General features: G+C 34.6%; 4 protein-coding genes. 2 read left to right on the top strand and 2 right to left on the bottom strand.

Going from position 1 to position 16,219, the window contains the following annotated elements; translation table 11 throughout:
- Positions 1-66 precede the first annotated feature (66 nt).
- Positions 67-3,909, bottom strand: a complete 3,843-nt coding sequence (locus VGE71_RS13870) for a T9SS sorting signal type C domain-containing protein (protein ID WP_331138870.1) — start codon at positions 3,907-3,909, stop codon at positions 67-69.
- 175 nt (positions 3,910-4,084) lie between these two features.
- Entirely contained in the window at positions 4,085-9,931 is a 5,847-nt protein-coding gene (locus tag VGE71_RS13875; RefSeq protein ID WP_331138871.1) for a LamG-like jellyroll fold domain-containing protein, read from the bottom strand.
- A 380-nt stretch (positions 9,932-10,311) separates the two neighbouring features.
- Between VGE71_RS13875 and VGE71_RS13880 the strand changes: the two genes are divergently transcribed.
- A complete protein-coding gene (locus VGE71_RS13880; protein ID WP_331138872.1) occupies positions 10,312-10,794 on the top strand; it encodes a regulatory protein RecX in 483 nt (160 codons plus the stop codon).
- A 407-nt stretch (positions 10,795-11,201) separates the two neighbouring features.
- Positions 11,202-16,190: an Ig-like domain-containing protein gene (locus VGE71_RS13885; RefSeq protein WP_331138873.1), complete on the top strand. Its 4,989-nt coding sequence runs from the start codon at positions 11,202-11,204 to the stop codon at positions 16,188-16,190.
- Positions 16,191-16,219: the final 29 nt, after the last annotated feature.

Below are 16,219 nucleotides of genomic sequence, written 5' to 3' on the forward strand. Positions count from 1 at the left end.
TAAAACACAAAAAACCTTTTATAGTAATCTATAAAAGGCTCTTTATATAATTTGAAAAAAAAGTAGCTAAAAAATGATTTTATGAGAAGTGGAATCCCCATTTTCATATAGCACTTTGACCAGTAAAACCTGATGAGAAGAAATTAAATTCTGAATAACAACTTTGTTGTTTTCAATATGCTCTCTTTTATACAATTGTTTTCCAGAGACATCGTAAATCTCAACTGTTTTAAGGTTTTCTACAAGAGAATCAACAGTAATAATATGGTTTTTAACGGATATGAATGCGTCGTTTAAATCTCTTGTATTAGTTTGAATTCCTAAAAAATTATTGGTGTAAACAATTGAAAAGCGGTTATTAAAAGTTCCCGAATCGGAATAGAACTCGTATGAACCTTCACTCAGATTATGTATTTTGTTTAAAGTTTTGTCGAGTAAAAAAACAGTGATATTATCAAAAAAATGATCCTGGTGATCAATCTCTATATAAAAAGTACCTTTTGCCTTTGCTTTATATCCCAAAACAATTGAATCATTTTCATCTAACGGTTTTGCTCTTCCCTGAATAGCTAGTTTTTTGCTTTCTACAATACTATAAAAATCTACTATTTGATCTGAACTTAAAACTTCAGCGTCATAATTTAAATCAAAACTATTCAAAGCTTCATCTGCATATCCTAGAAGAATTTGTACAAATCCATTATTTTTATCTGTAAGATTTAGCCAAAAACGATACTTGTCATCCTTATTTTCTTGAGTTTCCGAATTTTTAACCGGTTTAAAAAAGGTGGTATTCTTTCCTAAAATTCGCATACTGTTGTTAAACTCTAAAACACCAATAGTATTACTTTTCACAAAAAAGCCCTGTCCTGTAGCTATAGTACCATCTGGCGCTTCATTACTTGCTCCAGAATTCAAAGAAGACCTTGTTCCAACTCCTCCTAAAAGATTATAAGCCGCAAAACCTTCACTCGAGTATACATAATTTTGAGGTGGTTGATTATGAGTCCAAAAATAAATTGCTCCTTTTATTTTTCCTGAATTATACTTTATAAAAGCATCTGCACTAATCGCAGAAGGATATGGATTTCCAACTAAATGATATCGATTTTCTGTTTCAAAATTAACTTCGACCTTTCCATTGTTGGGAACTCCTTTAAAAGTTCCTTCAAACATTGCACGATCAGTAAGGGAAAAGCTTTGAGGCGCTCTAATGTTATAACCATGTCCTGGAATCATGGTAATTGTTCCATTGTAATTGCCCGTCCATCCTTGAATTGGATCGAACCAAAAAAATTTATCTGCGAGCGTTTCTGGTGAAAAATCGATCAACTTTTGTCCCTCTACTGGCGAAGACCAATAAGTAAAATCATATCTCATTACGGGTGTAGTTTTTCTTTTTAAATGAATAATTCCCGTGTTAATTATTTCATCATCTGATTGATACAAACTGGCGGAATTCTCTATAATTAATGTACCCAATCCTGTGTAGGCAAAATCGATTCCTAAAGTATTTTTCTCCAACAATACAACTTTTTTTCCCTGATCAATAGTACAACCACAAATATTTGCTGACGACAGATTTGGATAATCTTCTTTAAAATAAACATCTTTTCCCTCTGACGGAAAACCGTTTGACCAAGAAATTCCATCCCATATGGTTGTATTTACACAGAGCTTCAAACGAGCTATTCTATGTTTTGAAACACCAGAAATCGCATTAAAATTTCCACCTGTCAACAATTTATAATCAATTGTAAAATTCATTGCAAAAAGTGTGTTATTCAAAGCGGCATTAAAAGAATTATCATAAGCCCCCGAAGGCATCAACCGAATGAGTCTGGATGCGGTTACATTTTTATAACTTCCAGAAAAAGTGCCTCCAACTAACATTCTTGCATCAGGTTGTATCAAAATAACACGTACATCACCTTTATTAAAACCAGTTCCAGATTCAAAGGTTGTATCAAGACTCCCATCGGTATTTAAACGTAGAATTCTCTTTTGGGAAATCCCGTTGAAAGTTAAAAATGATCCTCCAACAATTATTTTTCCATCAGACTGAACTGCAATAGCATAAACATTTTTATCAAAACCATTTTGGATATTAAAGCTTGTATCAATACTGCCATCAGAATTTAGACGTATCAGACCTGAAGAGGGCAAACCATTAAATGTTTTAAAACGACCTCCAACCAAAATTTTCTCATCTGCTTGTAATAATATAATGTCAATAATTCCGTCTGCTCCTGAACCAGTATTAAAAGTGGGGTCTCTGGAACCGTCTGAAAGTAGTCTGATAATTCTTCCTGAATTTATTGATGATCCGTTGTACCTTGTGAAATTGCCTGCTACAAGTATCTTTTGATCATTCTGAATGGCTAATGAATAAACTTGTCCATTACAGCCTTCGCCTACATTAAAAGAATTATCAATTTGTCCCGTACGATTTATTCTAACAATTCTATTAATCGCAATATCATTATATTTGGTAAAATTCCCTCCTACAACTATCTTTCCATCAGCTTGTAATGCAATTGTTTTTACGAGGTTATTTGTCTCTAATTTTTCAGGATTAAAAGTGGCATCAACAGAACCATCTTCTAAAAGGCAAGTAATTCTTGATGTTTTTTCTCCATTGAATTTTTTAAAATTGCCTCCAACAATTGTTTTTTTATCGGATAAAGGCAAAACACAAAGCACCGAATTATCAAATCCAACTCCTGAAGAAAGATACGCGATATCATGTTCACCTTCACTACTTATTTTAGCTAATCTTCCCTGATTTAGTCCATCAAAAACAGAGAAAGAGCCACCAACAAACCAAGATCCTTCATCATCAGATTCTAAAGATAAAACAGATGCCGATGCTGGTCCTGCTCCAATATCAAAATCTGCTTTGGGTGTTCCATTAGCATTTAGAAAAAACAGTCTGTTAGCTTCGCTATTATTATAAAAACCTGTAAAAGATCCTCCCACCATAATTTCTCCTTTTGTATTGATTTTCAAAACCTGAACTCCTTCTTTACTAAAACCTGTACCCATTTGAAAATTCTCATCTCTGCTTCCATCTTCATTCAAACAAATTATTCTATTGGCTGTAATGTCATTATAAGTGGTGAAGTCACCTCCTAGAATCATTTTCCCATCTTGGCATAAAGCAATTGCATTTACGTCATCATTGAATCCAGTTCCTGAATTAAAGTCCGAATCAAAAGTGCCATTCTCCTTCAATCGAATTATTCTCTTGGCAGAAATGTTATTAAATTGGGTAAAATTTCCGGTCAGAATTATTTTATGATCAGAAGTAATAAGGGCATGTGTAACATTTAAACCTGAACCAGAACCAGTCAGAAATGAAGAATCAAGTGTGCCATTGGGTAATAAACGCGCAACCCGATTAACTGTAGTATTTGTATATTTTATAAAACTTCCAACAATAATTATTTTATCATCTGATTGTAAAGCAATGTCATAAACAATTCCACTAGTCGCTCCAACAGAGGTATTAAAACTATCATCGTAGGAACCATCTGGATTTAAACGAATAAGTCTTCCAACATTAATTCCGTTATAACTTGTAAAACTTCCTCCCAGAATAATTTTGCCATCATCTTGCAAATAGGACGCATATACTTTACCATTAAAACCTGTTCCAGTATTAAAACTATCATCAATTGACCCATCAGGATTAAGGCGGGTGAGATATGAGACGGGAAATCCGTTTAAGCTTAAATAATCGCCACCTACAATCAAACGACCATCTTGCTGCAAAAGAAGTGTTCGAACTGCAGCATTAAAACCATCACCATTTTGTCCGTCATCTTTAGTATTAAAAGTGACATCTACTTTACCCTGTTGTGCAAAAAGGTTTTCATTGAAAGATAAAATAAGAATTAAAAAAGTCAAAAAATGTATTTTTTTTATCAAAACAATATAATTAGAGTTATCTTTTGTAAGAATTAAACTAAAATTATAAAGTATTAATAAAAGCTACAATACCAAGATTTAGGGATATTATGGAGATAAAAAAAGTCCATTCTTTTAGAGAATGGACTTTTAAATTTTATGATAGATTACTTCTTTACAAATTGCTAAAAATAATTTTCTTAGTAAATGAATGTCCGTTTTCCAAAGTTATTTTCACAAGCAATGCTTGATCACTTGAATACAAATTGGAAATCTGCAATTCTGATGAGTTCACATTATTCTTATTATATAATAACTGTGCGCCAATGTTAAAGATATTTACTTCTTTTATTGATTCTTGTGAAGATGTAATTTTTATTATTCTATCTTTTACAGAAACCAAAACACTGTTTTCTAAACTTTCGAAATCATCTGTTCCTAAAGTAGTATTCACATAACGGATTACAAAACGGCTGTTAAATGTTCCAGCTTCTGATGTGAATTTATAGTTTTCAAGACGCAGATTGGTCATTTTTCCTGTAGTTTTATCCTGCAGGAATACTTCCTGATTTTCGTTAAATATACCGTCTGCCTGATCTATCGAAATTATATAATCTCCTTTACTAGCAGCCATGTATCCAAAAGTAACAACATCGGTTTTTACAAAAGGCCATGCACGTCCCTGTATCACTAATTTTTTTGAACTATTGATACTGTAAAAATCAACCGAACCACTTGCTGCCATTGAAGTAGCATCAAAATTGGTGTCTATGCTGTTTGTTGCTCCTTGGGCATAACCTACTAGAATTTGTTTGAAATCGCCTGTTGTATTGGCAAATTTCAACCATAAACGATATTTTTCTACAGTTGATTCAGCTGTTTTGAAAAACTTTGTATTGTTTCCTGATCTACGTTGGCCGTTGTTAAAGTTTATGGTTGCGGTAGGTGCTTTTATAATGAAACCTTGCGCTGCAGCAATATATCCGTCAAAAGGTGCTGGACCTGCGGTTCCTAATCCATTATAAGTTACAAAATCGTCTTTGTAACGATAGTATATGTCAGTACCATCATTAACCGGAAGGTTTGCATGTGCCCAGAAATACAACGAACCAACTCCATCATTATCAGCAAGGAACTGAGCAGCACTTATCGCAGAAGGATAAGGGTTTCCGATCATGTTCCATTTTTCTGCTGCAACAGCTGTAGGGATATTTCCATTATTAGGTATTCCTGTAAACTGTCCAATAAAATCAGATGCAGTTGTAAGATCGTGATCTTGAGGAGCCCTGATATTATAACCTATACCAGTCAACATATCCATTTCTCCATTATAATCTAATGCCCAGTTTCCTACAGCAGAATCAAAATAGAAATATTTGTCTGCTAAAGTATTTGGCGATAAGTGTTTCATTTTAAAACCTGCTTTTGTAACCGGCATTGACCAATAGGTAAAGTCATAACGACGTACAGATGCTTTTCTTCTATATACAATTTCTCCCGAATTTTGAACAGTAGTATTTTGAATTAAACTTGCACCACTTTCAAAAAGCAATTTACCGTTAGAAGTTACTGCATTGGTAATGGTTAGAGTCACTCCTTCAGGAACTGTAACAAACGGATCAGTCGGACCATTTGGAACATTTATCGTCAGTGAGCAAGCTTCTGTATCTGTTGCAAAAGGGCTTCCATTTGTAGAAGATATCGTTACACTTTTAGAACTTGTAGGAGGTCCATTTGACCAAATCGATCCGTTCCATGTAGTAGATGATCCATCCTTAATCTCAACTGCACTACTTTGTGTCGATACGCAAGTATCATCTGTTCTAATTGTAAAATGATAAGTATCTGCAGCCAGACCTGTTATAGTTCTTGATGTTCCAGTACCAGAAAAACTATCTTGTGGTGTAGTTAAACCTGTTCTAACAATATGCCAAGTTCCTGAAGGAAGATTTTCTAAAACTACACTTCCTGCGCCTAAACAGCTTACATCTGTAATTGTTCCTATTGATGGGGCTGTTTGTATTTGTTGCACTGTAACTGTCCAGCTTCCAGTTGATACTGTCGGGCTGGTGTTACATTTACCATCACTTGCATATCTTGTATAAGTTGTTGTTGTTGTTAATCCTGCTGGAGGCGTATATACTTTGCTATTTGAACTTGCTATATTTACTCCATTTGCTTGCCATTGGTAAGTGATCACTCCATCTCCACCACTCGCGTCTGTTGTACTGCCTATTTGAGAAGGATTTCCACCTGAACAAATTGTCTCACCTGTTGAACTAATCGTCCCCGTTGTAAATTGAGGAAGAACAGTTACAGTAAAATTCTTTCCTGTAGAAATACATCCATTTGCATTTTTCACAGTTATTGTTCCTGTGTATGTATTTGCAGTCGCTGTAGAAGGAATTACTATAGAAATAGAACTTGCTGTAATCGAAGCATCTAACACTGGTGCAAAAGTATTTGCAGGTGAGGCATTCCAAGTTATACTATAAGTCGTTGGTGCTTCAGTTGTTCCTGTATATGATAAAGAAGCACTTGTTCCTCCATAACAAACTTCAGAAGTTGCTGCTGCCGTTGCTATTGTTGGTAAAGAATTCACTTTTATTAAAAGAATAGGCGAAGTACTTGTACAGCCACCAGAAGTAACTATTCTACGGAAATATGTAGATTGCGTCAAAATTCCAGGAGTATAGTCTTTAGTATTACTACCTGAAATAGTATTATAAGGTCCTGTGGCAGATGTACTACTTTGCCACTCATATGAAAATGGACTATTTCCAGTAGGATCACTACCAGATATCGTTCCTGGTGCTGTTCCAGAACAAATGGCTTGTGAATAATATGCAACTACTCGTAAATATTTAAATGTACCAACACATGGATCATGAAAAACAGTATTGCTAGGGAGGATTTGAATCGTTCCAGAATTACCCAATAAATCATTTTCTACTATACTCTGACTATCTGAAGCATGACAACTAGAGTTTAATGAAAAAGAAGGACAGCTTCCAAATGCCGTTCCATAACTTGCAAAAGTTACTGTATTAAAGTAAGTTCCTGTTGGAGCTATAAAATCTGCGGGAGTCTCATTATCTTCATCAGCATTTACACAAATAGATCCTGATGTACCCTGTGTATAGCTGATAGTATTATTTCCGACCCCTAATGATATAGTACCACTTAAAGTAATTGCTGTACAAGATCCCCCTGTAGTAGTTACAGAATAGTTAAACATTCCACTAACTGTTGGAGTTCCGCTAATAGTTACAGTTGTTCCCGAAATAGAGCTTGTGACCCCTGTTGGTAATCCAGTAACCGAAACCCCAGTCGCACCACCACCAAAATTCATAAGAATACTTGTCATTGAGTTACCCAGACAAACACTTCTATCACGTGAACCTCCTCCTTGCACAACCAAAGTATGTAATGCATCAGTTACAAATGCACCTGAAACGCTGCTCGCCAAGCTACCACAAGTTCCTGTAACAATACAGTAATAATAATATGTAGAGGCAGTATTAGATTGTGGAGTATAAGTATTTGTAGTTGCGCCGTTTCCAGTTAAACTTGTTCCTCCTGTCGTAGATGCAGCTGTATTTCTGTACCATTGATATGTCAAAGAAGTTCCTGTAGCGGTAACGCTAATAGAATTAAATGCTGATCCTATACATCTTGTTTGTGCATCAGTAGATTGCGAAGAAATTACCGTAGCTGCATTTGTAGAGTTTATAGTGAAAGACGTACTTCTAGAACAATTCTTTAAGGATATATCAAGATTATATGTTCTTGAAGTCAATCCAGTTAAGTTTTTAGAACTAGAAGTAAAACCACCAGTAGAAGTCCATGAATAAGTTGATGGATCTGTCCATGTAGGCATCGTCGCATTTGTCCCTAATGCTCCACTTACAGCATTTGATCCGACCGAAGCAATTGATTGGCCTGTTCCTTCACTAAAATTGAAACCTGCCAATAAGCCTTCTTGCGACGCATTATAATCTACAAAACCACCAGCTAAGGCACCAACTTCTGCGGCAGTCAAAGCTTTATCCCAAAATCCAACTTTAAAAATTTGTCCTGTAAAACCAAGACCTGCAGCATCCATTACACCAAACCCAATTTTTGTGGTTGAACCACTTGTACCATAATTTGATGTATTTGAACCACCTGTTCTAGGTGTTCCTCCATCTAAGTAAATTCTAAGTCCTCCTGCAGTTCCATCACCAGTCACAGCAATATGATGCCAATTATTATCAGAAGGATATGCACTTAGAGGCAAATCTACTGAACCACCTCCAGGAGTCCAACATCTTAAATTACTATCTTCAAAAGCTATTTCTATGGCATCATTTTGACCAAAAAGTGCCATTCTATTACCATAATTATTTTTATCAAACTTAATCCATCCCTCAACTGTAAATTTATTTCTTCCACTTAAAAGTGTAGTTCCTAAATTAACAACCTGATTATTACTACTTAAAAAACTTAAAGCTGCAGGTGCGGGTGTGCCTGTGATTGTTATTGCACCATTCGTATTACTTGGACAATTATTAACACCTGTTATAGTACCACTAGGAATTGCTGGAGTAGTATAACTAGTTACATTAACTGTATTTAAAGATCTTACAGAACAAAAAGCAGTACTTGTAGCAACTACATAATATGTACCGCTCACATTAATATTTCCAAAAGAAATTGCACCTCCAGTTCCCGTTACAGTATTTAAGGCAGTTGAACCACGGTACAATTGATACGAAACTGCATTTTGCGAACTACTCAAACCTATTGGCACTCCAGTAGCTGAATTACATGTTGTACCTCCCCCTGTTAAAGTTGGCTGATTTGGCATTGTACAAGAGGTTGCACTCATTGTAACAATTCCTGTTGTAGCAGAAAAATAGGTATCATTTTGATTTGTTGCCGATGATGTTGTACTTCCCCAACTACCTGAAGAAGCATTAAAACCACCAAGATTTAGACGTGCAGCAGTATGCGATCCAGTAGCTAAATTTGCCACCACTCCCGGACTAATTGTAAGTGTTTCTGCTATAGCCAAATTAGAAGCTGGAAAAGATTTTATCCCACCGTTAGAAAGAATTAAATTTCTATAACCATTTGCTTTAATATTCTGATTCCCTGAACCATTATAATTCACAATATTACCATTCGCCGTAGTTGTTAAGTTTGAAATATTTGTTGTTGCGGCAGAAATTTGTAGCACGTTTGCATTAATAAATGTACCTATAGTCCCAGAGCTAGCAAGATTTACTGTACCATTATTTGTTACACCAGTAATACTACCTGTACCTCCTAGATTTAATGTACCCGAATTTATAAAATTTGCTAGCGCTGTAGAAATTGCTCCCGAACCACCGATACTGGCAGTTCCTAAATTATTAAAATTTGTAATTGAGACAGTACCCCCTATATTTAAGGTTGTTCCTGAATTATTTGTTAATGTACCTGATCCCGACAGGGCTGATGAAATTGTGAAAGTTCCATTATTCGATAAATTAACAGAAGCCCCAGTAACTACAATTGTCGAAATTGTCAAATTCCCATTTATTATTTGACTTGCATTGAATGTCTGTATGCCATTCCCCGAGGCAAATGTTCCGTTATTAGTTATTCCTCCTCTAAAAGTTATTGGAGAGTTACCAGAATTATTCCAACTACCACCTGGATTAATGGTTACTAAACCACCATATGTCTTAGTATTGGCATTGTTATTATGTTGCAAAATTCCAGAAATTGTTGTGGTTCCAGAAATTGTTACAGTATTACCTGCAACAATAAAAGTTCCTCCACTATCAATTTGCAAACTACCTGACAAATTCCACGGATTGTTTGTGGTCATAGTGTCTCCACTTTGAATAATAAAGATGTCAACAGTATTATTAAAATTAGAAGGATGGCTTCCTGTTCCATTATTATTACTCCACCAATTGTTTACATCAGAAGGTGTACCATTTGTAAAGGTGTAGTAAGTCGCTGCATGAGAAGTCGAAACAATAAAAAACATCCCCAAACAAAAAATCCACAAACTTGGGGTAAAAGATTTTTTTAAGAAAGATTTAGAAAAAATAAAAAATAAAAACGAGTAAAGTAGTTTTCTCATCATATTCGGTAGGTATTTGTTTAAATTTGTTTTTGGGCTGCTAAAAAGCAAAAATGACAATATTTCTTACATACGAAGAATGGTGGCATTTGGTTTTTAACTAAAATTTAAATGTTAAAATTCTGATTTTGAGCAGAATCCTTAAAATGTTAAATTCTCGTACAAAAATATCTAAATTAGCCTAATACGCAAGGTTATAATTTATTTCTTTTTAACAAATGTTAACAAATTTTAGAAATATTTTATAACTATTTAAGCATTATTACAATTAAACGTTAAAAAGCATGAAAAACCCGACGAAATGCACTTTCACCATCAAAGAAGCTTTACAAAAATTAGAACATTTTTGTGCTTATCAGGAACGTTGTCACGACGAAGTGGTTGCAAAATTATATAGCTTAAAAATGACATCAGATGAGGTAGACACTATCATAGTAAAGCTTATTGAGGATAATTTTTTGAATGAAACCCGCTTTGCGTGTAGCTTTGCCAGAGGTAAACACCGCATGAAACAGTGGGGTAAAATTCGGATTACAAACGAATTGAAGGCAAGACACATTTCATCGACGAATATCACTTTAGCCCTAAAAGAAATTACTCCAGAAGAATATTTTGAAACTTTTGAAAACCTAGCCGAAAAATGCTGGAACAATTTGACCGAAACCAATATCTTGAAAAAACGAAAGAAATTTTGCGACTACATTCTTCGCAGAGGTTATGAAAGTAATTTAGTGTATGAAAAAGTCCAAGAATTAGAGAAAATGTAAACTGCCTTTCGGAAGTTAAAAAAATAATGGTTTTAACTCTTTCAAAATCATTTTTATCGACAAAAAAAAACTATAAATTCCTTACAGAATCTCAAACAACTTTTAGTTGTAATTTATTCGTTTTTTGCGAAATTTATATCAAACACGACGTTTTTTAGTTCAAAATCACAAAAAAGCATTCTTAAAAATGTTAAATTTTACGATTATTCTTATAAAAATTTTTAACATTTTATAAGAATTACCGTCGATTGATGATATTTTTTGTGTAGTTCGTCGAGTATTTTAACAACTCATCGAATAACTAGCCATTATCAAATCCTTCCTTATTTCCAGCTCGTAGATGTGTTTATATTTGCGCGGGCACAAACAATTATGCCAGCATAACAAACTGATAGAAAAACATCTATATGAAAAAAACTTTACTTTTATTTTTGTTTTTATTGCCTTTTTTCGGGATTTCTCAAACCGATTTGGTTAAATGGAATGCTGTTAATGGTGAGTACTCACCTACAACCAATGCCAATGTTAACGCAGAAAATATTAAAGCTTTTGGCGGTATAACAATAGGTATTCTAGATTATTCAGGTGAAAATAAATTTTATCAAACAGGAGGCTGGCCAGATCCTTCTTTTAATAGCGGAGAGTATGATAGCTCAAAATATATTTCCTTGGAATTTGCGCCAAATACAGGATATAATCTTGATTTAACAACTTTCAGTTTTGAATGTAAATCAGAAGGTGGAAGTGGACAAAAATTTAGAGTTAAGTGCTCAACAGATATCAACTTTTCAACAGGTGTATATGACTTAATTGGAGAAACCTCAAGCTCTCCCTCAGACTGGATTTTTTACAGCGGCAATTTTCCCTCTACATTAAAAACAGTCTCTCCTGACAAAAAAATGTACATTCGAATTTACGCTTATCATACATACAACAATTTCCAAATAAAAATTGGTTCAATTGCTGCTAATGGTGGTGCAACTGTAAAAGGTACAGTTTCTCCTTACAGTAATGTATTAATTGCAAGAGATGATAATGCCACAAGTATTAAAGATAACTTTTCTTATATAGATGTAATTTCAAATGATATTATAACGTCAAGCTCAAAACCAGTTACTACTGTAGAAATCGCGTCTCAATCAGCAAATGGAAAAGCAGAAGTAACTTCAGATAATAAAATAAAATTTACTCCTACCGTTGGCTTTACAGGAACAACTTCATTTACATACACCAGCGGAGATGGATCAACAACTTCAACAGCAACGGTATATGTAACAGTAAATGCTCCTACAATTTCTGATTTAGTTAAATGGAATAATCCAAATGGTGTTCCAACTATTTACGCTCCAGCGAATACCGTTAACGCAGGTGATTTGACAGGACCAACTAACGAGTTATTAAACACGCCAAATCAAGGTTTTAAAGGAAATCAATGGACGACACAGTTTAGCATTGACGAATCAAAATACTTTGAATTCACAACTTCAGCTCAAGCAGGACATAAGATCAAATTAAATCGCTTTAATTTTACTTATAATCAAGATCCAAGTCAAAACGTAACCAGATATCAGGTACGTTATTCTAAGGATAATTTTGCTACTAGCTATTTATTAGTAGACGAAGCAGCAAATGCAAATGCAACGGATAAATTTTTAGATTTATCCAACATTACATTATATCCTAATGAGAAAATAACAATTCGAATTTATGGTTATAAATTAAAACCAAACACTTATGATGCTCCATTATTTTTAGCCAATAGCAACACTTATGGATCAGGAACTACTCCCACAATTACTGGAACGGTTTTAAATTATGATGCTGCAGATTTAAATGCAAATGATGATCTTGTTTCAACACAAGAAAAAAGAGCAATTGCATTTGATCCATTAGCAAATGACACACACACTAGTGGCGCAACAATTACCTTTACTCAACCTACAGGAGGAACAGTTACCGCAAATGGTACTATCTTGACATTTACGCCTGCAGAAACATTTAAAGGCACAACTTCATTTACTTATACGTTAACAAAGGGAACTCAAACTTCTACTGCAACCGTGGTAGTTTATGTAGATGACCTTACTCCAAGATTAATTATTTGGAATGGTGCTGTACAAACTCCAAAAGCAGTAGTTACAAATCCGTATATAACAGGAAATGATCTTAGTGTAGGTGGAACTGGAAGTTATTTAGAAATATATGATAATAAATTCCTTATCAAAGGTCTCGAAAACGGAGGTTCGACAGCCGAAAACTTAACAAACTATATACAGGTAAGTGTAGCACCTAAACAAAATTACAATCTCACATTAACACAGTTTAAATTTATATATAACACAACTGCAGATCAAGGAGTTTCTACTTTTGAGGTACGTTATTCTAAAGATCCTACTTTTGCTGACAAGGGTACTATTTTATTAGGACCTACAACTACAGTTAAAAATGCGGATAGAGAAGTTACAATGAATTTCCCTACTGGCACAAGAGTTTCAAGTAACAAAAATGAAACTTTGTATATCAGAATATATCCATATGGTATTTTAAATCAGTCTTATAGTTATTTTAGCATTGTAAATGGTTATGGTGGCGATATCGGCCCAACCATTAGTGGTATTGTAGAACCGTCAAACATAATCACTGCAGTTGCAGATGTTGCAAAAACGAGTACCAATACTGCTGTTGATATTCCGATTTTAGCAAATGATGAGAACTATACCCCGTTGGCCTCTATAACAGCAACTCAGCCAACTATTGGCGGATCTGTTACGGTTAATGACAAAACCAATGTTACTTTTACTCCTACACCAGGTTTTACTGGAACATCAACATTTGACTATACTATTTTCAATGGTTTAAATTATTCAACTGCTTCTGTAACAGTAACAGTAAAATGTGAAGCTCCAGGAAACCAAATTGATTTTGGTCAAAACCAATGGACTGGATACGTTTATAAATTAACTAACAATGCTACAATTCCTCCAAATATTACTTTATCAGGTTTACCAGATCCTAATATTGCAACCTACATCGGAAGAGTAACAGAAAATAAAAACTTCGACAGGGATATGGGCGATGGTGGGCCTAGTGGTCTTACTACAGAGATTCCTTGCGAAGCAGCTCCTACAGATCGTTTCTTCATACGTTATAAAATGCATGTTGATATTACAGAAGCTGGAAATTATCGTTTTGATCTTGGAAGTGATGATGGAGTGAGGCTTTTTATAAACAATAATGAAGTTTTGTCAAGATGGGGGAACCGTGGCTATGCAACCGATTCTTATTCACAACATTTAGATGCAGGTAGTTACGATTTTATTCTTGAATATTATGAAGATGGTGGATTAGCTAGAAATTCTTTCTTCTTTGGTTTACCAGTAGGAGATCCATCTGAATATGGAGACAAAGTTTGGAACGTTTATGGTTATGCAAATAACGATATCACATTAGGCAATGTTAGATATGCAGGTTATTATGTAGATCCTAATCTTAATCCTTATTCAACGAATTATTGGCCAAAAGACAAATCGCCTTCTAGTGCTACAATTTGGCAAGGTGTTCAGGTGCCTAACGACAACTTTACAGTAGTTTACAAACGTAAAGGTTTTGAGTGTGGACGCTATCAAATACAGCATGTAAATCACGATGATATTGTTGAAATTTATATTGATGGGCAAAAGGTATTTTACAATGATGTTTGGAATAGTCCTTCATTCCCAATAAATAATGGAAAACTATATGCCTTAAACAGCGAATCACTAGTAGAGATTCGCTTACAAGAGAATGGTGGTGATGCAAATCTTAGCATTGAATTTAACAAAACCAATGTTAACTACACAAACGGACTTGGTGATGAGTCTGGAAGTAATCTTGTTGTGAATAGTTCTCAAACGTTGAGTTCAGACCTTAAGGTATGTTCTTGTACTGTTAATGCCAACTATACTTTAACAGTTCCTAAAGATGTTACGCTAACAGTAGATGAAACCATTAATGTAGCAGATGGAGGAAAATTACTGATCCTTGATGGCGGATCGCTAATGCAAACAAGCACAAGCAAATCAATGTTTACTGGAAATTCAACTGCATTTGAAATTCAGAGAACAGCATCTGTACGTCGTTATGACTTTACCTATTGGTCAATGCCGGTTACAAAAGCAGGATTTAAAATGAAACACTTATCGCCAAATACTTTAGCAGACAAATATTTCTATTTTGATACTGCTGTAGGAAACTGGGCGTTAGATTATAATGGTGAAATGGATATGTTGACTGGTATAGGTTATAACATCAGGGCTCCTCAGGATCATGACCTTACAACTGCATCTGATTTTATTGGCAAGTTTACAGGAACACCTAATAATGGAGATATCCCTACAGCTGTTGCAGCAGGAAAATGGAACCTGATCGGAAACCCTTATCCTTCTGCAATAGATGCAGATCAATTCCTTGATGAAAATGATGGAGTTGGTGCATTGTATTTCTGGGCACATGCAAACCTTCCAGTTAATGATGGTACTGACATATACTATCGTTACAAAGACGATTTTGTAACTTATAATGGTTTAGGAACCGCAGGTCCAGCACCTTTTGACGGATATATTGCTGCGGCGCAAGGTTTCATTATAAAAGCTCCTACCGCAACTATAAACTTTAACAACGGTCAACGTAGATCAGGAAACAATACAAAGTTTTTCAAAACAGCTAAAACAACTGTAGAAAAACATCGTCTATGGCTGAATTTTTCAAATGCAGCAGGAGATGTGAAACAAATTCTAGTAGGATATGCTCAGGGAGCGACAAATGCTTTAGACACCAATTTTGATGCTACCTCAATGGCTGCAAGTGGTTCAATTGATTTTTACAGTATCAATAGTTCTAAAAAATTAGTGATACAGGGTCGCGCATGGCCTTTTGTAAAAACCGATGTGGTTACTTTTGGATATATGGCAGCCAGCAAAGGAGATTATACTATTTCGATCAATAAGGCAGACGGTATATTTAATGAAGACCAAGAAGTGTTCCTGCACGATAAAACTACCGGAAAAATGACCAATCTGCGTCTTGAAAATTATAAATTCACATCAGAAGCTGGAACATTTAACAGCCGTTTTGTAATCCGTTATGTGAATACTACTTTAGGAACAGATGATTTTGAAAATGTAGAAAATGGTGTTTTCGTTTCTGTTAAATCTAAAATTGTAAACGTAAAATCCTATACGGAAAACATTAGTGAAGTACAGATTTACAATATCGCAGGACAGACTCTTTATTCTAAAAATAAAATTAATTCTAATGAATTACAGATCTCAAATTTACTATCTGACAATCAAGTTTTAATAGTAAAAGTTATTTTAGAAAATGGCGCTGTAGTCACGAAGAAGATCATTTTTAATTAATACTATATAACATTCAAATCCGGCATATA

The sequence above is a fragment of the Flavobacterium sp. genome, from assembly GCF_036405015.1.
In the GTDB taxonomy this organism is placed as follows: domain Bacteria; phylum Bacteroidota; class Bacteroidia; order Flavobacteriales; family Flavobacteriaceae; genus Flavobacterium.